Source organism: Haemophilus haemolyticus, assembly GCF_003351405.1.
GTDB lineage: Bacteria > Pseudomonadota > Gammaproteobacteria > Enterobacterales > Pasteurellaceae > Haemophilus > Haemophilus haemolyticus_N.
In genome coordinates, this window is sequence record NZ_CP031240.1 from 814,184 (window position 1) to 836,446 (window position 22,263).

Here is a 22,263-nt window from a genome sequence, read left to right on the forward strand (position 1 = left end):
ATAAAAAATCCATCTTCAATACGAAGATGGATTTTTTGTTTATTTCGTTGAGATTGTTATTATTTAACAACTTCCCCACAAATCATATTCATCAGAATTTGTGATGGTTACTTTAATCACGTCGCCGACTTTGACATTGATTCCGCTTAAATTATCTACATAAACTAATCCATCAACTTCAGGGGCATCTGCTTTGGAGCGGCCAATAATGCCTTCTTCGTCAATTTCATCCACTAATACATCAAGAGTTTTACCGATTTTTTGTTTTAAACGGTTTGCAGAAATTTCTTGTTGTAATTGCATGAAACGATGGAAACGTTCTTCTTTCACATCTTCTGGTACTTGGTCAGCCATCTCTGTTGCAGGAGCTCCTTCAACTGGGCTGAATTTGAAGCAGCCTACGCGATCAAGTTGGGCTTCTTTTAAGAAATCGAGCAATAATTGGAAATCTTCTTCTGTTTCACCCGGAAAACCAACAATAAAGGTGGAGCGTAATGTTAAATCTGGGCAAATTTCACGCCATTGTTTAATGCGTTCTAAAGTGCGGTCAATACTGCCCGGTCTTTTCATTGCTTTTAAGATTTTTGGGCTCGCATGTTGTAATGGAATGTCTAAATACGGCAAGAGCGTGCCATCAGCCATTAATGGAATTAAATCATCCACATGCGGATAGGGATACACATAATGTAAGCGAACCCAAATGCCAAGTTTGCCAAGTTGTTTACAAAGCGTCATTAAATCATTTTTAATTGGCATGCCATTCCAGAAAGCCGTTTTTACACCGCCCTCTTGGCGTTTTAAGTCCATGGAATAAGCGGAAGTGTCTTGGGATACCACAAGCAATTCTTTTACGCCTGCTTCGGCTAAACGTTTGGCTTCGTCCAAGACTTGCGTAATAGAACGGCTTTCCAAATCACCACGCATAGATGGAATAATACAGAACGTACAACGGTGATCACAGCCTTCAGAGATCTTCAAATAGGCATAATGTTTTGGTGTCAGTTTCACGCCTTGTTTTGGTACTAAGCTGGTGTAAGGGCTATGTGTCGGTTTTGGCACGTATTTGTGAACTTGAGCCATCACTGCTTCATAACTATGTGGGCCGCTGACTTCCAAAACTTTAGGATGCACTTCACGAATTTGGTCTTCTTTTGCCCCCAAACAGCCAGTCACGATGACTCGTCCATTTTCTTCTAATGCTTCACCAATCGCTTCGAGTGATTCCTGCACGGCACTATCAATAAAGCCACAAGTGTTCACAATCACTAAATCGACATTTTCATAGCTTGGCACAATGTTGTAACCGTCGGTGCGTAGCTCCGTTAAGATTCGTTCAGAATCTACTAAGTTTTTTGGGCAACCAAGGCTTACAAAGCCAATGCTTGGGGTTGAATTTTGCATAAAAATAACCGTTCTTTCGCTCTATAAAATTTCAAACGCAAGATTCTACTCAATTTTCGCAAGAAAGGCGATAAATTAAAGGCTTGGAAGGGTAAAGATTTTAAGCTAAGTGATGTAGAATAGACGATTATGTCGGACTCATTTTTATCATTATGGAAAATTCATCTTTACTTTTAACCGCACTTTTCAATCCTTATCACTTAATTATTTTTAGCAAAATGCTATTGGCGATGGTGCTTGGTAGTGTTATTGGCTTAGAACGTGAGCTTAAGCGCAAACCTGTGGGCGTGAAAACTTGTGCCATTATTGCCGTCACCACTTGTGTGCTAACCATTGTTTCGATTCAAGCCGCAGAGCATTATGCGCAAGTTTCAGAAAATATTCGTACGGATCCGATGCGTCTTGCGGCTCAAGTGATTAGTGGCATCGGTTTTTTAGGGGCAGGTGTGATTTTGCATAAGAAAAATGATGCGATTTCAGGTTTAACCACTGCGGCGATTATTTGGGCTTCTGCGGGGATCGGTATTGCCGCTGGGGCGGGCTTCGTGTTTGATGCGGTCATCGCCACTGTGATGATTTTGGTGTCTATTCGATTAAGTCCGTTGGTTCAACGTTGGGTACATCGTAAATCACAATGTCGTCGGACAAAATTCAATATTCTTGTCAATGGTGCGGAAAGTATTGGAAAAGTCACTCAATTGTTAGTAAACAATCAGTATCGTATTGAACATATACAGGTGAAAGATCAAAGTAGTGGTGAGGTACGGTTACAAATTCGCTGTTTTTCCATTGATTCCACAATGTTGAAAGATGCGTATGCATTGTTGAAAGCGGAAGAAGGCGTGATGAGTGTTGAAGTAGATAATTAGAAAAAGAGCGGTCAAATTAAATTTTCTTTTAAATAGACCGATCTTTTTTATTTCTTATTTAATTTCTTTCGCAAAATGTAAATTTCCATGAAAAATACTTGATTTTGCTAACGCTATCTTGTAATTAATAATTCTATTCAAACACAACAAACTAAGGAAACAATAATGAAAAATGTAGGCTTTATCGGCTGGCGCGGAATGGTGGGTTCCGTATTAATGGATCGTATGTCGCAGGAAAATGATTTTGCAAATCTTAATCCTGTATTTTTTACAACTTCACAAGCAGGTCAAAAAGCCCCTGTATTTGGTGGCAAGGATGCAGGCGAACTTAAAAATGCATTCGATATTGAAGAACTCAAAAAATTAGACATTATCGTGACTTGCCAAGGAGGAGATTACACCAATGAAGTCTATCCAAAATTAAAAGCAACAGGTTGGGACGGTTATTGGGTTGATGCCGCTTCTGCACTACGCATGAAAGATGATGCAATTATTGTGCTTGATCCGGTAAACCAACACGTGATTTCTGAAGGCTTGAAAAAAGGTATTAAAACTTTCGTAGGTGGTAACTGTACCGTGAGCTTAATGTTGATGGCTATCGGTGGTTTATTTGAAAAAGATTTGGTGGAATGGATTTCTGTCGCAACTTATCAAGCGGCTTCAGGTGCTGGCGCAAAAAATATGCGTGAATTACTTTCACAAATGGGTTTATTAGAACAAGCGGTTTCTAGTGAATTAAAAGACCCTGCTTCGTCAATTTTAGATATTGAACGTAAAGTGACAGCAGAAATGCGTTCTGATCGCTTCCCAACCGAAAACTTCGGTGCAGCATTAGGCGGTAGCTTAATTCCTTGGATTGATAAACTTCTTCCTGAAACAGGACAAACTAAAGAAGAATGGAAAGGTTATGCAGAAACCAACAAAATTTTAGGTTTAAGCGACAATCCAATTCCTGTGGATGGTTTATGTGTGCGTATCGGTGCCTTACGTTGCCATAGCCAAGCGTTCACCATTAAATTGAAAAAAGATTTGCCATTAGAAGAAATTGAACAAATTATTGCATCACATAATGAATGGGTAAAAGTGATTCCAAACGACAAAGAAACCACATTGCGTGAATTAACGCCAGCTAAAGTAACGGGTACATTAAGCGTACCAGTTGGTCGTTTACGTAAATTGGCAATGGGCCCTGAATATTTGGCTGCCTTTACTGTGGGTGACCAATTATTATGGGGCGCGGCAGAGCCAGTTCGCCGTATCTTAAAACAATTGGTAGCATAATTGGCAGAGTGCGTGAAGTAAAATCTCACGCACTTTTTCTTTCTTTTGTATGCGTTGATGTATCCCATCTAAAAACTTATGAATCGAGAATCCTACTTTACTCAATTTGTCTTTACCAAACTGTTACCTTTTTTTAATCAATTTTCAACGCAATATTTCACTGGCAAAAATAATGTTCAAATCGCTTATCGTCATTTAATCCACGCAAAAAGTGCGGATAGAAAATTGATGATTTTAGTGAATGGCCGTGCTGAAAATATGTTGAAATGGTCAGAGCCAGCTTATGATTTTTATTATCAAGGCTATGATGTGTTGCTATTTGATCACCGTGGTCAAGGCTATTCAACCCATTTGTTGAAGGATTCTGAAAAAGGGCATTTAGACGAATTTCGTTTCTATGTCGATGATATGGCGAAAATCATCGAAAAAGTAACCGCACTTTTCAGCTATTCAACGCAGCATTTGCTTGCTCATTCAATGGGCGCATTGATTACAACGTATTATTTGGCGAATTGTGATCATCGCATTAATAAAGCCGTGCTTTCTTCACCTTTTTACGGCATTCCCTCAAAACACCCTATTAGAGATGAACTGATTATTGTCCTGATGAATATGTTAGGGCAAGGCGAGCGTTATGTTTTTGGTAAAGGGCCTTATCAACAAGCCCACTTGGAATACAATGAACTAAGTTTCTGTAAAACCAGAATGAAATGGATGAATCGTGTCAATCGTAAGAATTCAGCAATTCATCTTGGCGGACCAACGTTCCGTTGGGTACATTTGTGTTTGAATGCAATTAAACGTTTGCCGAAAGTTATTCCTAAGATTGAAATTCCAATCCTAATTTTACAAGCCGAAAAAGAAAAAATCGTAGATAACAAAAATCTTGAAAAATTAACCGCACTTTTTCCGAATGCTCAATGCAAAGTTGTATTGAACGCTAAACATGAGGTGTTATTTGAGCAAGATGAATTGAGACAGGAAACAATATCTAAGATTTTAGTATTTTTGAATAATGAGTAGATTTTTATTCAATAATATATTTAATGTGTAGATAAAATATTCAAACAGGTGTGTTTTTCAAAAAATGGTTTGACATATTTTCTAAAAAACGTATTATACCGCTCACACCGATTGTGGTGAGATGGCCGAGCAGGCTGAAGGCGCTCCCCTGCTAAGGGAGTATGGGGTTAAAAAGCTCCATCGAGGGTTCGAATCCCTCTCTCACCGCCATTGTTTGTTTTATTTATTCTGCACCCGTAGCTCAGCTGGATAGAGTACTCGGCTACGAACCGAGCGGTCAGAGGTTCGAATCCTCTCGGGTGCGCCATTTTAAAGCGACTCTATCTTATAAAGTGGTTATGAATAATTAAAGCATCATCTACGCACCCGTAGCTCAGCTGGATAGAGTACTCGGCTACGAACCGAGCGGTCAAAGGTTCGAATCCTTTCGGGTGCGCCATTTCATTTTATTCAAGTCTATTGATTTCTACTTGCTTTCTAATAATCACAGTATTTGTTATATTGTAATTATCAATTATTCGTAAAATTTTAAATTATGACAAGACAATCTTTGCCTCGTGGTTTTAGTTTATTTACCTGGGGATTAGCTATTTTTTGTGCCCCTGTATTGTTATGTCCGATGGCTCTGTTGCTTTCCACGACATTTGATAAAAATCCTAACTTGGAAACTTGGCAAGTTAATTTATTCTCAATATTTTTTTGGATTTATCCTATTATTCTTGCGGTGGTAGCTCGAATTTTATATCGCTTACATTAGAGAAAGCCAAAATTGGCTTTTAAATTATTGGTATTAAGTGCGGTCATTTTTTATACAGCTTTAATTACGATTTGTAAAATTGGTTTATAAAAAAATCCTACGATAAAACGTAGGATTTTTTATGCTATTTTACTTTTTCTTTGTTGGTCGTTGCCAATCTTGAATATGACGCTGAGGAACTCGTGTAATCACTAACTCATTTTCACCTACATCGCGTGTAATTGTTGTCCCAGCACCAATAGTTGCGCCATTTGCGACTTTTACTGGCGCGACTAATTGTGTATCAGATCCCACAAATACATCATCACCGATGATCGTTTTAAATTTATTTGCGCCATCGTAGTTACAGGTGATGACACCCGCACCAATATTACAATCTGAGCCGATTTCTGAATCGCCAATATAGGTTAGGTGATTTACTTTAGACCCTCTACCAACGGTAGATTTTTTAATTTCTACAAAGTTACCGACATGTGTTTCAGCTGCGAGTTCCGCACCTGGGCGTAAACGAGAAAATGGACCAATTGCGGCTTTTTCTCCCACTACAGCATCCTCTAGCACAGAATAGGGTTTTATTTCTACATCATTGCCAATAACAACATTTTTTAATACGCAACCTGCGCCAATTTTTACGCGATCGCCGAGTTTAACACTACTTTCGATAATAACATTAACGTCGATTTCCACATCTTTTCCATGCTCTAATGTTCCACGTAGGTCAAAACGAGCTGGATCGTAGATCATTACGCCTTCAAGTAATAATTTTGAGGCTTGTTTATTTTGGAAATAACGTTCAAGTGCGGCTAATTGTAAGCGATTATTTGCACCTTCAACTTCCATGACATCTGTTGCTTGTACAGCAATAACTTGGCAATTATCTTGGTTTGCGAGAGCAATAAGATCCGTTAAGTAATATTCGCCTTGAGCATTATTATTGCCTACACGAGCTAGCCATTTTTTGAAACTTGCACCATCAGATACCATAACGCCAGTATTTACTTCTTTAATATTTAGTTGATCTGCATTTGCATCTTTTTGTTCTACAATTGCTACAACATTCCCATTTTCACGAATAATTCGTCCATAGCCTGTTGGGTTATCTAAATTTACGGTAAGCAATGCAATGCCATTTTCTGGTTTCGCTTCAATTAATTTTTCTAATGTTTCTTTAGTTATTAATGGTGCATCGCCGTAAAGCACAACAATATTTTCGTTATCCTTAAAGAAAGGTGCTGCTTGTTGAACTGCATGTGCTGTGCCAAGTTGTTCTGTTTGTAATACCCAATTTACTTGTTCATTTGCAAGATGGGTACGCATTAAGTCTCCACCGTGGCCATAGATCAAATGAATATTTTCTGCGCCTAATTGATGTGCAGTATCAATTACATGTTTTACCATTGGTTTACCAGCTATTGTATGTAGAACTTTTGGTAAATCGGAATACATACGCGTTCCTTTTCCGGCTGCTAAAATTACCGCACTTAATGCTTTTGTAGTCATAGATTTTCTCTTTATTTATCAATAATAATGGGAGATATTTTATCGTAGAAAGGAGAAGATGATAAGTTTTTAAATTAAGGAAGTTATGGCTTTTTAGATAGGAAAAAACCGATAGTTTCCCATCGGTTTTCTGAATTTTAAAGTGGTTAAAAGAGAAATTATTTAACTTCTACTTGTGCACCAGCTTCTTCTAATTCTTTCTTAAGTGCTTCAGCTTCTTCTTTAGAAACACCTTCTTTTAATGCTGCTGGAGCAGATTCAACTAAATCTTTAGCTTCTTTTAAGCCTAAACCAGTTGCACCACGTACTGCTTTGATTACTGCTACTTTGTTAGCACCAGCTGCTGCAAGAATTACGTCGAATTCAGTTTTTTCTTCTGCTGCCGCTGCGCCGCCTGCTGCTGGAGCTGCTGCTACTGCTGCCGCTGCTGAAACACCGAATTTTTCTTCCATCGCTGCGATTAATTCAACGATTTCAGTTACAGTTTTTGAAGCAATCGCTTCAATGATTTGTTCGTTAGTTAATGACATAACAATCAATTCCTAAAATAAATAAAGTTAAATTAAGTAAGAAACGCTTAATGATTAAGCTGCTTCTTGTAATTTGTCGCGTAATGCCGCGAGGGTGCGAGCAAGTTTGCCTGCTGCAGCTTCTTTCATTGTGCCCATTAAACGTGCAATCGCTTCTTCGTAAGTTGGTAATGTTGCCAAGAATTCAACATCTTGGATTTTACCTTCAAAGGCTGCACCTTTAATTTCAAACTTATCGTTTGCTTTAGCAAACTCTTTGAACAAACGAGCAGCTGCGCCCGGGTGTTCGTTAGAGAACGCGATAAGTGTTGGACCTACAAACGTATCTTTTAAGCATTCGTAATCTGTGCCTTCAACTGCGCGACGTAATAAAGTATTACGAACTACACGCATTGTAACGCCAGCTTCACGTGCTGATTTACGTAATTCAGTCATTTTCTCAACAGTTACACCGCGAGAATCCGCGATTACTGCTGAAAGTGCACCTTTGGCTGCTTCATTTACTTCAGCAACAATTGCTTGTTTGTCTTGAAGATTTAATGCCATTGGCTTTTAGCTCCTGAATACACTCCGATTACTCGGAATTAATTTACCTAATCCTAAGACTAGGATGACTTCGGCGCCCAGAAGCAAGAAAAATTCTTATTCTGTTCACCATCTACGTAGGATAATTAAGATCACTCCCCTACGGTCTTGGATGGGGCTTGAATAGGTCAAGCACCAACCAGAAATTTGTTAGACTGACTAACACAGGCGCAGGATTATAGAGAAAAGCTATGTTCTTGTAAAGAATATTGTTGGAAAAAGAGCCAAATTCCTATGATAGTTTCTCTACTAATTCCACTGCAGCCCCAATATAAGTAGCGGGTGTTAATTTTTGTAAACGTAATTTTTCTTCTTGTGGAATATCCAACTTATCAATAAATTCACGCATAGCCTGTTCTGTCACTCGTTTACCTCGCGTCAATTCTTTTAATTTTTCGTAAGGTTTTTCTATTCCATAGCGGCGCATTACGGTTTGAATTGGTTCAGCCAAAACTTCCCAGTTTTGATTGAGTTCTTCTAATAAGTGCAGTTGATTTACTTCAAGTTTACTAATGCCTTTGCGTGTTGAAGCATAAGCGATCAGACAATAACCTAATCCTACGCCTAAATTACGTAATACGGTTGAATCCGTTAAGTCACGCTGCCAGCGAGAAATTGGTAGTTTTTGACCTAAATGGGTCATCACTGCATTTGCTAATCCTAGATTGCCCTCTGAGTTTTCAAAATCAATTGGATTGACTTTATGTGGCATGGTAGAAGAACCAATTTCGCCAGCAATAGTTCGTTGTTTAAAGTGATTTAATGCAATGTATCCCCATAAATCACGATCAAAATCAATGATAATGGTATTAAAGCGTACTACAGCATCAAAAAATTCAGCGATGTAATCGTGCGGCTCAATTTGCGTGGTATAAGGATTCCATTGAATACCTAATGAAGTGACAAATTCTTCGCTGAATTTATGCCAATCAATATTAGGATATGCCGATAAATGCGCATTGTAGTTACCTACCGCACCATTGATTTTACCTAAGATTTCCGCGTTCTGAAGTTGTTTAAATTGACGTTTTAGACGGTAAACGACATTCGCCATTTCTTTGCCCACTGTGCTTGGGGAAGCTGGTTGGCCATGTGTGCGAGAAAGTAATGGAATCGTTTTATATTCTTCTGCAAGACGAGTGATTTCATCAATCAGTTTTTTCCATTCAGGTAAAATCACTTCGTCACGAGCGGTGCTTAACATTAATGCGTGAGAGAGGTTGTTAATATCTTCTGAGGTGCAAGCGAAGTGAATAAATTCGGAAACGTTCACTAGTTCCAGTTCATTTTGAATTTTCTCTTTCAGGAAATACTCAACGGCTTTCACATCGTGATTGGTTGTGCGTTCAATTTCTTTAATACGCGCAGCATCTGTCTCATTAAAGTTAGCCACAATTCCATCTAAAAAAGCATTTGCTTGCGTAGAAAATGGCGGCACTTCAGTAATTTCTGTCGTTGAAGCTAATTTTTGTAACCAACGAACTTCCACAGCTACACGGAATTTCATTAACCCGAATTCACTAAAAATAGCGCGTAATGGAGTTACTTTATCTTGATAACGCCCCTCAAGAGGGGAAAGTGCGGTCAGTGTAGAGAGTTGCATAAATGTTTGCTCCAGAATTGTATTAATAAATAGAAGAATAAATCTGTTTTGCGGTGGCAAGTAATTTTCTGCGGAAAAATAAAATTTGCCATTTTGTTCCGCCCATTTGTTTCCACAGCACGGCAGAGCGAATGCCTGCAAGTAAAACTGCACGAATTTTATTTTGCACGAGTTCTTGTCGCAAATAATCAGGCGAGCCTAGAATGTGAATTTTTTTGCCCAATGGGCTAATAACGTCGCTGTAAATATTTGCCATAATAGATAGCATTGTTTCACTATCGCGAGCGTAATGAATTTCCTGTTCTTTTAGGCGAGAAATTCGATTGCCTAATGTTTGTTTGGCATTGGGATTTTTCGATAATTTACCTTCTAATGCCAAAAGGCTTAACCAATAACGAGTTAAATTTTGATCGCCTTGCGCATTGAGCTGATGAATTAAGGTTTCTAGACCTAATTTTAAATGACGAACTTCGCCACCAAAAACATCTTCGATTCGTTGTGGTTGGGTAATAAAAAGGCTATTAAGTGCGGTTAAAAATGTATCTGAATCTGCTCGACTTTCTGTTGCAAGTTGATGAACCAATTTTGCTGATTGGCACACTCCAGCAAGGGCAAGAACAATATCGTGGTAGTTTTTCATTAGGAAATATTAGGAAAACGTTTCCGTTAAATATAGCATTTTTAACCTAGCTTTTGAACTCGAACATTAAAAAAGCATAGAGTTTCTGGTATGATGTGCGAACAGTTTTAAGGTATTAAGGATTGATTATGGCAAAACCAATTGTTTTTAGTGGCGTGCAGCCTTCTGGTGAATTAACTATCGGAAATTATTTGGGTGCGTTGCGCAACTGGGTGAAAATGCAAGATGATTATGAATGTATTTTCTGCGTAGTTGATTTACATGCGATCACTGTGCGTCAAGATCCTATTGCCCTTCGTAAAGCAACGCTTGATGTGCTTGCACTTTATTTGGCATGCGGAATTGATCCAAATAAAAGTACTATTTTTGTTCAATCTCATGTTCCAGAACACACGCAATTAGGCTGGGTGTTAAACTGCTACACTTATTTCGGTGAAATGAGCCGAATGACCCAATTCAAAGATAAATCTGCGCGTTATGCAGAAAATATTAACGTGGGTTTGTTTGATTATCCTGTGTTAATGGCGGCGGATATTTTACTTTATCAAGCAAAAAGCGTGCCTGTGGGCGATGACCAAAAACAACACTTAGAAATTACGCGTGATATTGCAAATCGCTTTAATGCGCTTTATGGCAATATTTTCACTATTCCTGAAATTTTCATTGGAAAAGCAGGTGCGCGTATTATGTCATTGCAAGATCCTGAAAAGAAAATGTCAAAATCAGATGATAACCGCAACAATGTAGTGACACTTTTGGAAGATCCAAAATCTGTGGCGAAGAAAATTAAACGTGCCGTAACAGATTCAGATGAGCCACCTGTTGTTCGTTATGACGTGCAAAATAAAGCGGGGGTATCCAATCTTTTAGATATTCTTTCTGCGGTTACGGATAAGCCAATTGCTGATCTTGAAAAAGAATTTGAAGGTAAAATGTACGGACATTTAAAAACAGCAGTAGCGGATGAAGTATCAACTTTACTTGCTGGTTTACAAGAACGTTTCCATCAATATCGTAATGATGAAGCTTTATTAGATAATATCTTACGACAAGGAGCGGAAAAAGCTCGTGCAAAAGCGCAAGAAACCTTGGCGAAAGTGTACGAAGCAGTGGGTTTCGTTGCCGCAAAATAACAGAATAAAAGGATAATATTATGGCAATTCAAACTGAAAAACCGATTGAATGTGTAGGTTGTAACACATTTGATATGAAATCACTTTTCGATAATCGTGATTGTAGTCAGGTTATTGAATATGTTTATGACAGTGAGGAACAAGCGCAAGAAGCGCTCGCATTTTTTACTCAGAAAGCGCGTGATGTAGAAAGTGAACCTTGTGAAATTCAATCTGAAATTACAAAAGTGAATGGTGACTATTTATTAAAGGCAGATTTCACTTTCTGTTGCCAAGCTGAATTGGTGATTTTTCAAATGCGTATTGCGTAAGAAAAATAGCTGAAAAATAAGCCGCACTTTTGCGGCTTATTTTGTTTTTTAGGATTCGTTTTCTACAAAGCTTAAGGCGGTTTCAACTACTTCAACTCCTGCACCTTGTTTAAACGCATTTTCGCTTAAATAGCGTCGCCATTGGCGAGCACCTTTGCAATTTTGGAATGCGCCTAACATATGACGGACGATATGATTAAGGTGTATGCCTTGGCTAAGTTGTTGTTCAATATAAGGAAGCATTGATTGTACCGCTTCATGAGCGGTAACAATTGGTGCGTTAGGATCAAATAAGGCTTGGTCAATTTGCCCAAGTAAACTTGGATTTTGATAGGCCTCTCGCCCAACCATCACGCCGTCCACATATTGCAAATGTTGCTTCATTTCTTCAATGGTTTTTATGCCGCCATTAATTGCGATAGTTAGATGTGGAAAATCACGTTTTAGTTGATACACTCTAGTATAATCTAATGGCGGAATTTCTCGATTTTCTTTAGGACTTAGCCCTGAAAGCCAAGCTTTTCGTGCGTGGATAATAAACTCTTGGCAACCTTTTGCTTGAACCTTCTCAATAAAATCACATAAAAATTCATAGCTGTCTAATTCATCAATTCCAATACGGGTTTTCACAGTGACTGGAATTTTGACCGCACTTTGCATTTGTTCTACACAGTCTGCAACCAGATCTGCCTTAGCCATTAAGCAAGCGCCAAACATTCCATTTTGTACGCGATCAGAAGGGCATCCTACATTAAGATTAATTTCGTGATATCCTCGTTCCTCAGCAAGTTTTGCACAATATTTGAGTTGTTCCGGATCGCTTCCTCCCAGCTGTAACGCAACGGGATTTTCTTGTAAATCAAAATCCAAGTGATCGTATTTGGCATGGATAATCGCAGGCGCTGTGACCATTTCAGTGTAAAGTAACGCATGCTTTGAAAATTGGCGATGAAAATAACGACAATGGCGTGTTGTCCAATCTAACATTGGCGCAACAGAAAAACGGCCGCGGTAAAAGTGCGGTAGATTTTGAGGCATTTTTATTTCTCTTATTCGGTTTTGCTGCGTAATTCTTCGGCTTGGCGAGCTTGCATTTGCTGGCGAAAACGGCCTGCAGCAAAGTGGTAAAATGGTTTTGGGCTAAATTGGCGCGAGATTATGGATGCAATAATGCTGGAAATCAAGATCCAAATGAGAACGGGTTGTGCACCTGTCATTTCCATTACAACAACACTGGCGGTAACTGGCGATTGTGTGCCGCCAGCTAAAAATGCCGCCATACATAAAATCACCAAAAAACGTTGATCGACCATCCCTCCGCTGATATCCCACAGCATTGCGCCAATGCCTGCGCCTGTTGTCAGTGATGGGGTAAAGATACCACCGGCAACACCATTCCAATAAGTAGCCACCGTTGCCAAAAGTTTAAGGATGCCAATTTCAGGCTCTATGGCTTGTCCTTCTAAAGCGCGCGCAACAACCTCATAGCCAGTACCATAAGTTTGTCCATGAGTGTAACTGCCGAGTGCGGCAAGCACTAAACCCAATAATAAAGCAATATAAATAGGATGTTGGCGAACCCAGCCTCGCCATTTTTCAGGTGATAATCCTGCGATACCTTTTGCTAATAATCGTCCAAATATGCCACCTAGAATGCCACAAACCACTCCACAAATTGCAAGCCAAAGATAGAGATAAGAAACAGATGTTGCTCCTTGATAACGTGGAAAATAAGGGCTGTTTCCTTGAATCGCGACAAGAATAAAACCAGCAGCTAATACCCCCATCAATACGCGTCGTTCCCAACGTAACATTACGCCACGTCCAAGTTCTTCAATCGCAAATATCACCCCAGCCAAAGGGGCATTAAAGGCAGCAGCAAGTCCACCCGCTGCACCTGTGGCAAGTAATTCATTGGTGCTTAATCCTCTAAATGCTAAATTATGTTTTCTACAATAATTCCCCCACGCCAGCATGACAGCTGCGCCAACTTGTACTGATGGACCTTCACGCCCAACAGATGCACCGATAAGCATAGCCAGAAAGGTAAGAGGAATTTTCCAAATAGTTTGGCTGAATTCAACTAATTTGGTTTTATAGCTACTATGAGGAAGATTAATTGATGCAATGACTTGCGGAATACCGCTTCCTCCAACATAGGGAGTATATTTTTTCGTAAACCAAGTCAGGCAAGCCATGCCTAGGGGTAACACAAACCAAACTGCAATAGGATATTGAGATGACCAATGAGCGTTTAATTCTAGGCCAAGATCGGATAATTTAGCAAAGCCAAATGAAAAGAGTGAGACAAATGTTGCACCTATAATTAGGCAGATAAATTCTAAACTTTTGTGGGAAATTCTGTGTGTTTGGCGTAGCTTTTTATGGAAGAAATAGCGTAAGTGAAATTTGAGCGAGCGTAACATAATGATTGTAATTTAATACTAATTAAGTAGAAATTATAAAACTGTCATTTCGCTGGGGCAATTGGTTTGGCATTTTGAATGAAAAAGAAAAAGTGCGGTGAATTTTGGAAGCGTTTTTTGTACACAACTAAAGATCCTTTCACGGATCTTTGGCGCTGTTTAATTATTGACAACAAACCTCAGAACGATTAAAATTCGCCGTCTATTTCTGTATGGAAGTAGATTTTTTGAACAACATTCTATTATTGAATAACATTTAAACTGGAGCTTTTTTAATGGCAACTATCAACCAGCTAGTACGCAAACCGCGTGTGAAAAAGGTTGTAAAAAGCAACGTTCCTGCATTAGAGGCTTGCCCGCAGAAACGTGGTGTATGTACTCGTGTATATACTACAACTCCTAAAAAACCAAACTCAGCGTTACGTAAAGTATGTCGTATCCGCTTAACTAACGGTTTTGAAGTAACTTCTTATATCGGTGGTGAAGGTCACAACCTTCAAGAGCACAGTGTTGTATTAATCCGTGGTGGTCGTGTTAAAGACTTACCGGGTGTGCGTTACCACACAGTACGCGGTGCATTAGACTGCGCAGGCGTTAAAGATCGTAAACAAGGTCGTTCTAAATACGGCGTTAAACGCCCTAAAGCTTAATGGTTCTCCGTTAAGTAAGGCCAAACGTCTAAATTAGCAAAACAATTTAAACCATAAACTCCAGTCAAAAAGCGCTTTGCGCTGCAAATTTTCTCAAAGAGAAATATTGCTGATGGGTTTTGGATATCCTGAAGATTAAAATACGGAGAAATTCGCAATGCCACGTCGTCGTAGTGTTGAAGCACGCAAGATTCTTCCAGATCCGAAGTTCGGTTCAGAATTACTTGCAAAATTTATTAATGTAATCATGGTAGACGGTAAAAAATCCGTTGCTGAATCAATCGTTTATGGTGCTTTAGAAACTTTAGCACAACGCACAGGTAAAGAGCCTTTAGAAGCGTTTGAAGTTGCACTTGAAAACGTACGTCCAACTGTTGAGGTTAAATCTCGTCGTGTTGGTGGTTCTACTTACCAAGTACCGGTTGAAGTACGTCCAGTACGTCGTAACGCATTAGGTATGCGTTGGATCGTTGAAGCTGCACGTAAACGCGGTGATAAATCAATGGCTTTACGTCTTGCAAACGAATTATCAGATGCGTCTGATAACAAGGGTGCAGCAGTGAAAAAACGTGAAGACGTTCACCGTATGGCTGAAGCTAACAAAGCATTTGCTCACTACCGTTGGTAATAAGTTTTGAATTTAAAGGGCTTCATCATTGATGAAGCCTTACCCTTATATAAACTGATATTAAATAAACAAGGTTATAATAATGGCTCGTACAACCCCTATTGAAAGATATCGTAATATCGGTATCAGTGCGCACATTGATGCGGGTAAAACCACTACTACTGAGCGTATCTTATTCTATACTGGTGTTAGCCACAAAATCGGTGAAGTGCACGATGGTGCAGCAACGATGGACTGGATGGAACAAGAACAAGAGCGTGGTATTACCATTACCTCTGCGGCAACAACTGCATTTTGGTCAGGTATGTCACAACAGTTCCAACAACACCGTATTAACGTTATCGACACCCCAGGACACGTAGACTTTACTGTTGAAGTAGAACGTTCTATGCGCGTTCTTGATGGTGCGGTAATGGTTTACTGTGCGGTTGGTGGTGTTCAACCACAATCTGAAACCGTATGGCGTCAAGCTAACAAATATGAAGTTCCGCGTATTGCGTTTGTAAACAAAATGGACCGTACTGGTGCTAACTTCTTACGTGTTGTTGAACAATTAAAAACTCGTTTAGGTGCTAATGCGGTTCCACTTCAACTTCCAATTGGTGCAGAAGAAAACTTCACTGGTGTAGTTGATCTAATCAAAATGAAAGCGATCAACTGGAACGAAGCTGACCAAGGTATGACCTTCACCTATGAAGATGTGCCTGCAAATATGCAAGCAGACTGTGAAGAATGGCGTCAAAACCTTGTTGAAGCGGCAGCTGAAGCGTCAGAAGAATTAATGGAAAAATACTTAGGTGGCGAAGACTTAACTGAAGAAGAAATTAAGTCAGCATTACGTCAGCGCGTATTAGCAAACGAAATCATCTTAGTAACTTGTGGTTCTGCGTTCAAAAACAAAGGTGTTCAAGCTATGCTGGATGCCGTTGTTGAATACTTACCGGCACCAACTGATATTCCGGCGATCAAAGGTATCAACCTTGATGAAACTGAAGGTGAGCGTCACGCAAGCGATGAAGAACCATTCTCTTCATTAGCATTCAAAATTGCAACTGACCCATTCGTAGGTAACTTAACCTTCTTCCGTGTATATTCTGGTGTTATTAATTCTGGTGACACAGTATTAAACTCTGTACGTCAAAAACGCGAACGTTTTGGTCGTATCGTACAGATGCACGCTAACAAACGTGAAGAAATTAAAGAAGTTCGTGCAGGTGACATTGCAGCTGCTATCGGCTTAAAAGATGTAACTACTGGTGATACATTATGTGCAATTGAAGCACCAATCATCCTTGAGCGTATGGAATTCCCAGAGCCAGTAATCTCTGTTGCGGTAGAACCAAAAACTAAAGCTGACCAAGAAAAAATGGGCTTAGCATTAGGTCGTTTAGCACAAGAAGACCCTTCATTCCGTGTTCACACTGATGAAGAATCTGGTGAAACTATCATCTCTGGTATGGGTGAATTACACTTAGATATCATCGTTGACCGTATGAAACGTGAGTTCAAAGTGGAAGCTAACATCGGTAAACCACAAGTGTCTTACCGTGAAACTATCCGCACTCGTGTTAACGATGTGGAAGGTAAGCATGCAAAACAATCTGGTGGTCGCGGTCAATATGGTCACGTTGTTATCGACTTATATCCATTAGATCCAGAAGGTCCTGGTTACGAATTCGTAAATGAAATCAAAGGTGGTGTAATCCCTGGTGAATACATCCCTGCGGTTGATAAAGGTATTCAAGAACAGCTTAAATCTGGTCCATTAGCGGGCTACCCAGTAGTTGATCTTGGTGTACGTTTACACTTCGGTTCATACCATGATGTAGACTCATCTGAGTTAGCGTTTAAACTTGCTGCATCTTTAGCATTTAAAGCAGCATTCGCAAAAGCAAACCCAGTATTACTTGAGCCGATTATGAAAGTTGAAGTTGAAACTCCACCTGAATATGTTGGTGATGTAATTGGTGACTTAAGCCGTCGTCGTGCCATGGTGAACGGTCAAGAAGCGAATGAGTTCGTTGTTAAGATCGATGCTGAAGTTCCACTTTCAGAAATGTTCGGCTATGCAACAGACTTACGTTCACAAACTCAAGGTCGTGCATCTTACTCAATGGAACCGTTAAAATATGCTGAAGCGCCAACAAGTGTTGCAGCTGCAGTAATTGAAGCGCGTAAAAAATAATTTTTGTAAACCAGCGGTGTAAAACATGAGTGTTTTATACCGCACTTCTTAGGAAACATTAGCAATGTCTAAAGAAAAATTTGAACGTACAAAACCGCACGTAAACGTGGGTACAATCGGCCACGTTGACCACGGTAAAACAACTTTAACAGCAGCAATCACAACCGTATTATCTAAACACTACGGTGGTGCAGCTCGCGCATTTGACCAAATCGATAACGCGCCAGAAGAAAAAGCGCGTGGTATCACCATCAACACTTCACACGTTGAATACGATACAGCAACTCGTCACTACGCACACGTTGACTGTCCAGGACACGCCGACTATGTTAAAAACATGATTACTGGTGCGGCACAAATGGATGGTGCTATCTTAGTAGTAGCAGCAACTGATGGTCCAATGCCACAAACTCGTGAGCACATCTTATTAGGTCGCCAAGTAGGTGTTCCATACATCATCGTATTCTTAAACAAATGCGACATGGTAGATGACGAAGAGTTATTAGAATTAGTAGAAATGGAAGTTCGTGAACTTCTATCTCAATATGACTTCCCAGGTGACGACACTCCAATCGTACGTGGTTCTGCATTACAAGCATTAAATGGCGTAGCAGAATGGGAAGAAAAAATCCTTGAATTAGCAAACCACTTAGATACTTACATCCCAGAGCCAGAGCGTGCGATTGACCAACCGTTCCTTCTTCCAATTGAAGATGTGTTCTCAATCTCAGGTCGTGGTACAGTAGTAACTGGTCGTGTAGAACGTGGTATTATCCGTACTGGTGATGAAGTAGAAATCGTAGGTATCAAACCAACAGCGAAAACTACTGTAACGGGTGTTGAAATGTTCCGTAAATTACTTGACGAAGGTCGTGCGGGTGAAAACATCGGTGCATTATTACGTGGTACCAAACGTGAAGAAATCGAACGTGGTCAAGTATTAGCGAAACCAGGTTCAATCACGCCACACACTGACTTCGAATCAGAAGTGTACGTATTATCAAAAGAAGAAGGTGGTCGTCATACTCCATTCTTCAAAGGTTACCGTCCACAATTCTATTTCCGTACAACTGACGTGACTGGTACAATCGAGCTACCAGAAGGCGTGGAAATGGTAATGCCTGGTGATAATATCAAAATGACAGTAAGCTTAATCCACCCAATCGCGATGGACCAAGGTTTACGTTTCGCAATCCGTGAAGGTGGCCGTACAGTTGGTGCGGGCGTTGTAGCGAAAATCATCAAATAATTGATGGATTCTTAAATGTCTTAAAGACAGAAAGAAGACAAAAGAAAGTGCGGGGAAAATTCTCCGCACTTTTTGTTTATAGGTAATATTTGAAAGTTATCAAAATGTGATTTTTTAATCAGTATTTTATCGACTGGTTACATTTCTTTCGTTATAATTGAGCGTCTTATTTTATTTAACAAACGTGTTCGGTGTGGATTTTTACCGAGTGCAAATTAATTGAGGTAACAAATGTCATTAAATATTGAAACAACTCAAGGTTTAGAACGCCGTGTAGCGATCACCGTTCCAGCTGAAACTGTATCTAAAGCAGTTTGTGAAGAATTTAAACGCGCATCAAAAAATGTGCGCGTAGATGGTTTCCGTAAAGGCCATGTTCCTGCTCATATTATCGAACAACGTTTCGGTGCATCAATCCGTCAAGATGTATTAAACGATTTATTACCACGTCATTTTTTTGATGCCGTGATTGCAGAAAAGATTAATATTGCAGGTCGTCCAACTTTTGGTATTGAAACTTTTGAAGAAGGTAAAGATCTCGTTTTCACCGCAACTTTTGAAGTTTATCCAGAAGTTAAGTTACAAGGTTTTGAGAATATTAAAGTTGAAAAACCAACTGTTGAAATCACAGAAGCTGATATTGATAAAATGGTTGATGTGTTACGTAAACAACAAGCAACTTGGGCAGAAACCGACTCTGCAGCAAAAGCAGATGATCGCGTAACTATTGATTTTGTTGGTTCTGTAGATGGCGAAGAGTTTGAAGGTGGTAAAGCATCTGACTTCGTATTATTTATGGGACAAGGTCGTATGATTCCTGGTTTTGAAGATGGTATCGTAGGCCATAAAGCAGGTGAGCAATTTGATATTAATGTAACTTTCCCTGCTGAATACCATGCAGAAAACCTAAAAGGTAAGGCGGCAAAATTTGCAATCACCTTGAAAAAAGTAGAAAACATGGTGTTACCTGAGTTAACAGATGAGTTTGTTGCTAAGTTCGGTCCGAATACTAAATCTGTTGCAGATTTACGTGTAGAAATTCGTAAGAATATGGAACGTGAATTGAAAAACGCATTAGTTTCACGTGTTAAACAACAAGTAATCAACGGTTTAATTGAACAAAATCCAATTGAAGTTCCAGCTTCTGCAGTAGAAGAAGAAATTAATGTATTACGCAATCAAGCGGCTCAACGTTTTGGTGGCAATGCACAACAAGCAGCACAGTTACCACGCGAATTATTTGAAGCGGAAGCAATTCGTCGTGTTCAAGTAGGTTTATTATTCTCTGAAGTGATTAAATCTAATGAATTAAAAGCTGATGAAGAACGCGCTAAGGCAATGATTGCAGATATTGCATCGGCTTACGAGCAACCAGCTGAGGTTGTTGAATACTATAGCAAAAACGAAGAGTTAATGAACAATATTCGTAACGTAGTATTAGAAGAACAAGCGGTGGATGCAGTACTTGCTAAAGCACAAGTGACTGAAAAAGTTTCTTCATTTGATGAAATTATGAATCCATAGGCATAATGATTAATTAATATCATTATGATTGAATAAAAGTGCGGTCGCTCTTTTTAACAAAAGCGACCGCATTTTTATTTGTAGGTTATTTAGAGTAAAATAATTAGTAATTTTAGATAAAAAGGTAAGAACATGAGTGTAATTCCTATGGTTGTTGAACAGACTTCGCGTGGCGAGCGTTCATACGACATTTATTCCCGTTTATTAAAAGAGCGTGTGATCTTCCTAAGTGGTGAAGTGGAAGATAGTATGGCAAATCTCATTGTGGCTCAGCTGCTTTTTTTAGAGTCTGAAGATCCAACTAAAGATATCAATATCTATATCAACTCTCCCGGTGGTTCTGTGACTGCAGGTATGGCTATTTACGACACAATGCAATTTATTAAGCCAGATATTCGTACACTTTGTATCGGTCAGGCATGCTCAATGGGCGCATTCTTGCTTGCTGGCGGAACTGCTGGTAAACGAGCAGCGTTACCAAATGCTCGTGTGATGATTCACCAACCTTTGGGTGGTTTCCGTGGTCAAGCATCCGATATTCAAATTCATGCACAAGAAATTTTGAAAATTAAACACACCTTAAACGATCGTCTAGCATTCCATACTGGGCAAAACATAGAACGAATTGAGAAAGATACAGATCGCGATAACTTTATGTCAGCTGAAGAAGCAAAAGCGTATGGTTTGGTTGATGAAGTTTTAATTAAACGTTAAGGAAACACATGTCAGACAAAGATAAAGATTTACATTGCTCTTTTTGCGGAAAAGAAAAAGGCGAAGTAGATAAATTAATAGCTGGTAAAGACGGCTATATTTGTAATGAGTGTATCGAACTTTGTCATTCAATGCTTGAAGAAAGTAATGATGAAAGTGTAGACGAAAGTGCGGCAGAAAATGAGGAGAAATTACCAACTCCTCACGAAATTCGCGCTCATCTAGATGATTATGTTATTGGCCAAGATTATGCGAAAAAAGTGCTTTCTGTCGCAGTTTACAATCATTATAAACGCTTACGAACTAATCATCAAAATAACGATGTTGAGCTTGGCAAAAGTAATATCTTGCTTATTGGACCAACGGGTAGCGGTAAAACATTGCTTGCTCAAACATTAGCTCGTCGCTTAAATGTACCCTTTGCGATGGCTGATGCGACAACATTGACTGAGGCTGGCTACGTCGGTGAAGATGTAGAAAATGTCCTACAAAAGCTTTTACAAAATTGTGAGTATAATACTGAAAAAGCTGAGCAAGGCATTATCTATATTGATGAAATTGATAAAATTAGCCGTAAATCGGAAGGCGCATCAATTACTCGAGATGTATCTGGCGAAGGTGTACAACAAGCATTGTTAAAACTCATTGAAGGTACTGTAGCGTCTATTCCACCTCAAGGCGGGCGTAAACATCCGCAGCAAGAAATGGTGAAATTGGATACGTCAAAGATTCTCTTTATCTGCGGTGGCGCATTTGCGGGATTAGATAAAATTATCAGTAAACGTACACAAACAAGTATGAGTATCGGTTTTAGTGCAAAAGTAGAAAAAGATGAAGAAGAAAAGTCTCTTTCTGAATTATTCCGTCAAGTAGAACCTGATGATTTAATGAAGTTTGGTTTAATTCCGGAATTTATTGGGCGTTTACCTATGATTTCTCCACTAAGTGAATTAGATGAAGAGGCCCTTGTGCAAATTCTTACACAGCCTAAAAATGCCTTAACTAAACAATATCAAGCTTTATTTGGACTTGAAAATGTGGAGTTAGAATTCACTCCAGAAGCTTTAAAAGCAATGGCGAAGAAAGCGCTTGAAAGAAAAACTGGTGCACGTGGTTTACGTTCTATTGTCGAGGCTGTATTGCTTGATACGATGTATGATTTACCATCTATCAAAAATTTACGTAAAGTAGTCGTGGATGAAAGTACCATTGTAGATAATACGGCTCCAAAATTAGAATATCATTCTTAATAGA

At 39.3% G+C, this 22,263-nt stretch carries 20 protein-coding genes, 3 tRNA genes and 1 pseudogene; 16 read left to right on the forward strand and 8 right to left on the reverse strand.

Going from position 1 to position 22,263, the window contains the following annotated elements:
* Window positions 1–63 precede the first annotated feature (63 nt).
* Window positions 64–1,401: a 30S ribosomal protein S12 methylthiotransferase RimO gene (rimO, locus tag DV427_RS04020; RefSeq protein WP_114891390.1), complete on the reverse strand. Its 1,338-nt coding sequence runs from the start codon at window positions 1,399–1,401 to the stop codon at window positions 64–66.
* 152 nt (window positions 1,402–1,553) lie between these two features.
* Between rimO and DV427_RS04025 the strand changes: the two genes are divergently transcribed.
* From DV427_RS04025 to DV427_RS04055, 7 genes and pseudogenes are all read left to right on the forward strand, one after another.
* Window positions 1,554–2,270 carry an MgtC/SapB family protein gene (locus DV427_RS04025; RefSeq protein ID WP_114891391.1) on the forward strand — a complete coding sequence of 239 codons (717 nt, stop codon included), beginning with the start codon at window positions 1,554–1,556 and terminating at the stop codon, window positions 2,268–2,270.
* A gap of 165 nt (window positions 2,271–2,435) precedes the next feature.
* A complete protein-coding gene (asd, locus tag DV427_RS04030) occupies window positions 2,436–3,551 on the forward strand; it encodes an aspartate-semialdehyde dehydrogenase (protein WP_114891392.1) in 1,116 nt (371 codons plus the stop codon).
* 78 nt (window positions 3,552–3,629) lie between these two features.
* Window positions 3,630–4,574, forward strand: coding sequence for an alpha/beta fold hydrolase (locus DV427_RS04035; protein WP_114891393.1), 945 nt, complete (start codon window positions 3,630–3,632; stop codon window positions 4,572–4,574).
* 115 nt (window positions 4,575–4,689) lie between these two features.
* Window positions 4,690–4,784, forward strand: a tRNA-Ser gene (locus DV427_RS04040).
* A 20-nt stretch (window positions 4,785–4,804) separates the two neighbouring features.
* Window positions 4,805–4,881: transfer RNA gene (locus DV427_RS04045), tRNA-Arg, on the forward strand.
* A gap of 55 nt (window positions 4,882–4,936) precedes the next feature.
* Window positions 4,937–5,013 (forward strand) — tRNA-Arg (locus tag DV427_RS04050).
* A gap of 96 nt (window positions 5,014–5,109) precedes the next feature.
* Window positions 5,110–5,421: pseudogene (locus tag DV427_RS04055) on the forward strand (DUF5389 family protein).
* Window positions 5,422–5,460: 39 nt separating this feature from the next.
* Here DV427_RS04055 and glmU read toward each other — a convergent pair.
* From glmU to hflD, 5 genes are all read right to left on the reverse strand, one after another.
* The gene (gene glmU / locus DV427_RS04060; protein WP_114891394.1) at window positions 5,461–6,831 is read right to left on the reverse strand and encodes a bifunctional UDP-N-acetylglucosamine diphosphorylase/glucosamine-1-phosphate N-acetyltransferase GlmU; all 1,371 of its coding nucleotides are present in this window, start codon (window positions 6,829–6,831) and stop codon (window positions 5,461–5,463) included.
* Between the two features lie 158 nt (window positions 6,832–6,989).
* Window positions 6,990–7,361 (reverse strand): 50S ribosomal protein L7/L12, encoded by a 372-nt coding sequence (gene rplL, locus DV427_RS04065; RefSeq protein WP_005626607.1) that lies wholly within the window; start codon window positions 7,359–7,361, stop codon window positions 6,990–6,992.
* A 54-nt stretch (window positions 7,362–7,415) separates the two neighbouring features.
* Window positions 7,416–7,907: a 50S ribosomal protein L10 gene (rplJ, locus tag DV427_RS04070; RefSeq protein WP_005658710.1), complete on the reverse strand. Its 492-nt coding sequence runs from the start codon at window positions 7,905–7,907 to the stop codon at window positions 7,416–7,418.
* A 271-nt stretch (window positions 7,908–8,178) separates the two neighbouring features.
* Window positions 8,179–9,549: an adenylosuccinate lyase gene (gene purB, locus DV427_RS04075; protein ID WP_114891395.1), complete on the reverse strand. Its 1,371-nt coding sequence runs from the start codon at window positions 9,547–9,549 to the stop codon at window positions 8,179–8,181.
* 22 nt (window positions 9,550–9,571) lie between these two features.
* Window positions 9,572–10,189 (reverse strand): high frequency lysogenization protein HflD, encoded by a 618-nt coding sequence (hflD, locus tag DV427_RS04080; protein ID WP_114891396.1) that lies wholly within the window; start codon window positions 10,187–10,189, stop codon window positions 9,572–9,574.
* 128 nt (window positions 10,190–10,317) lie between these two features.
* On the opposite strand from hflD, the gene trpS reads away from it, so the two are divergent.
* Window positions 10,318–11,322: a tryptophan--tRNA ligase gene (gene trpS / locus DV427_RS04085; RefSeq protein WP_114891397.1), complete on the forward strand. Its 1,005-nt coding sequence runs from the start codon at window positions 10,318–10,320 to the stop codon at window positions 11,320–11,322.
* Between the two features lie 20 nt (window positions 11,323–11,342).
* Window positions 11,343–11,633, forward strand: coding sequence for a YfcZ/YiiS family protein (locus DV427_RS04090; protein WP_114891398.1), 291 nt, complete (start codon window positions 11,343–11,345; stop codon window positions 11,631–11,633).
* 48 nt (window positions 11,634–11,681) lie between these two features.
* On the opposite strand, the gene dusA is transcribed toward DV427_RS04090, so the two are convergent.
* Complete coding sequence (gene dusA / locus DV427_RS04095) at window positions 11,682–12,671, reverse strand: tRNA dihydrouridine(20/20a) synthase DusA (protein WP_114891399.1); 990 nt, start codon at window positions 12,669–12,671, stop codon at window positions 11,682–11,684.
* An 11-nt stretch (window positions 12,672–12,682) separates the two neighbouring features.
* Window positions 12,683–14,059 carry a chloride channel protein gene (locus DV427_RS04100; RefSeq protein ID WP_162790259.1) on the reverse strand — a complete coding sequence of 459 codons (1,377 nt, stop codon included), beginning with the start codon at window positions 14,057–14,059 and terminating at the stop codon, window positions 12,683–12,685.
* Between the two features lie 275 nt (window positions 14,060–14,334).
* Here DV427_RS04100 and rpsL point away from each other — a divergent pair, with 275 nt between their 5' ends.
* The 7 genes from rpsL (at window position 14,335) to clpX (ending at window position 22,259) form a co-directional block, all read left to right on the forward strand.
* Window positions 14,335–14,709 carry a 30S ribosomal protein S12 gene (gene rpsL, locus DV427_RS04105; protein WP_005543325.1) on the forward strand — a complete coding sequence of 125 codons (375 nt, stop codon included), beginning with the start codon at window positions 14,335–14,337 and terminating at the stop codon, window positions 14,707–14,709.
* Window positions 14,710–14,866: 157 nt separating this feature from the next.
* A complete protein-coding gene (rpsG, locus tag DV427_RS04110) occupies window positions 14,867–15,337 on the forward strand; it encodes a 30S ribosomal protein S7 (RefSeq protein WP_005626581.1) in 471 nt (156 codons plus the stop codon).
* 82 nt (window positions 15,338–15,419) lie between these two features.
* Window positions 15,420–17,522: an elongation factor G gene (gene fusA / locus DV427_RS04115; RefSeq protein WP_114891400.1), complete on the forward strand. Its 2,103-nt coding sequence runs from the start codon at window positions 15,420–15,422 to the stop codon at window positions 17,520–17,522.
* A 64-nt stretch (window positions 17,523–17,586) separates the two neighbouring features.
* A complete protein-coding gene (gene tuf, locus DV427_RS04120; RefSeq protein ID WP_065265526.1) occupies window positions 17,587–18,771 on the forward strand; it encodes an elongation factor Tu in 1,185 nt (394 codons plus the stop codon).
* A 231-nt stretch (window positions 18,772–19,002) separates the two neighbouring features.
* Window positions 19,003–20,295, forward strand: a complete 1,293-nt coding sequence (gene tig, locus DV427_RS04125) for a trigger factor (RefSeq protein ID WP_114891401.1) — start codon at window positions 19,003–19,005, stop codon at window positions 20,293–20,295.
* 132 nt (window positions 20,296–20,427) lie between these two features.
* Window positions 20,428–21,009 carry an ATP-dependent Clp endopeptidase proteolytic subunit ClpP gene (gene clpP, locus DV427_RS04130; RefSeq protein WP_114891402.1) on the forward strand — a complete coding sequence of 194 codons (582 nt, stop codon included), beginning with the start codon at window positions 20,428–20,430 and terminating at the stop codon, window positions 21,007–21,009.
* Window positions 21,010–21,017: 8 nt separating this feature from the next.
* On the forward strand, window positions 21,018–22,259 hold the full coding sequence (clpX, locus tag DV427_RS04135; protein ID WP_114891403.1) for an ATP-dependent protease ATP-binding subunit ClpX: 1,242 nt from the start codon (window positions 21,018–21,020) through the stop codon (window positions 22,257–22,259).
* Window positions 22,260–22,263 lie beyond the last annotated feature (4 nt).

What these genes read in the sequence shown, in the direction of transcription:
- rimO (WP_114891390.1), bottom strand. Translation starts at nt 1,401, where the DNA reads ATGCAAAATTCAACCCCAAGCATTGGCTTTGTAAGCCTTGGTTGCCCA.
- DV427_RS04025 (WP_114891391.1), top strand. Translation starts at nt 1,554, where the DNA reads ATGGAAAATTCATCTTTACTTTTAACCGCACTTTTCAATCCTTATCAC.
- asd (WP_114891392.1), top strand. Translation starts at nt 2,436, where the DNA reads ATGAAAAATGTAGGCTTTATCGGCTGGCGCGGAATGGTGGGTTCCGTA.
- DV427_RS04035 (WP_114891393.1), top strand. Translation starts at nt 3,630, where the DNA reads ATGAATCGAGAATCCTACTTTACTCAATTTGTCTTTACCAAACTGTTA.
- glmU (WP_114891394.1), bottom strand. Translation starts at nt 6,831, where the DNA reads ATGACTACAAAAGCATTAAGTGCGGTAATTTTAGCAGCCGGAAAAGGA.
- rplL (WP_005626607.1), bottom strand. Translation starts at nt 7,361, where the DNA reads ATGTCATTAACTAACGAACAAATCATTGAAGCGATTGCTTCAAAAACT.
- rplJ (WP_005658710.1), bottom strand. Translation starts at nt 7,907, where the DNA reads ATGGCATTAAATCTTCAAGACAAACAAGCAATTGTTGCTGAAGTAAAT.
- purB (WP_114891395.1), bottom strand. Translation starts at nt 9,549, where the DNA reads ATGCAACTCTCTACACTGACCGCACTTTCCCCTCTTGAGGGGCGTTAT.
- hflD (WP_114891396.1), bottom strand. Translation starts at nt 10,189, where the DNA reads ATGAAAAACTACCACGATATTGTTCTTGCCCTTGCTGGAGTGTGCCAA.
- trpS (WP_114891397.1), top strand. Translation starts at nt 10,318, where the DNA reads ATGGCAAAACCAATTGTTTTTAGTGGCGTGCAGCCTTCTGGTGAATTA.
- DV427_RS04090 (WP_114891398.1), top strand. Translation starts at nt 11,343, where the DNA reads ATGGCAATTCAAACTGAAAAACCGATTGAATGTGTAGGTTGTAACACA.
- dusA (WP_114891399.1), bottom strand. Translation starts at nt 12,671, where the DNA reads ATGCCTCAAAATCTACCGCACTTTTACCGCGGCCGTTTTTCTGTTGCG.
- DV427_RS04100 (WP_162790259.1), bottom strand. Translation starts at nt 14,059, where the DNA reads ATGTTACGCTCGCTCAAATTTCACTTACGCTATTTCTTCCATAAAAAG.
- rpsL (WP_005543325.1), top strand. Translation starts at nt 14,335, where the DNA reads ATGGCAACTATCAACCAGCTAGTACGCAAACCGCGTGTGAAAAAGGTT.
- rpsG (WP_005626581.1), top strand. Translation starts at nt 14,867, where the DNA reads ATGCCACGTCGTCGTAGTGTTGAAGCACGCAAGATTCTTCCAGATCCG.
- fusA (WP_114891400.1), top strand. Translation starts at nt 15,420, where the DNA reads ATGGCTCGTACAACCCCTATTGAAAGATATCGTAATATCGGTATCAGT.
- tuf (WP_065265526.1), top strand. Translation starts at nt 17,587, where the DNA reads ATGTCTAAAGAAAAATTTGAACGTACAAAACCGCACGTAAACGTGGGT.
- tig (WP_114891401.1), top strand. Translation starts at nt 19,003, where the DNA reads ATGTCATTAAATATTGAAACAACTCAAGGTTTAGAACGCCGTGTAGCG.
- clpP (WP_114891402.1), top strand. Translation starts at nt 20,428, where the DNA reads ATGAGTGTAATTCCTATGGTTGTTGAACAGACTTCGCGTGGCGAGCGT.
- clpX (WP_114891403.1), top strand. Translation starts at nt 21,018, where the DNA reads ATGTCAGACAAAGATAAAGATTTACATTGCTCTTTTTGCGGAAAAGAA.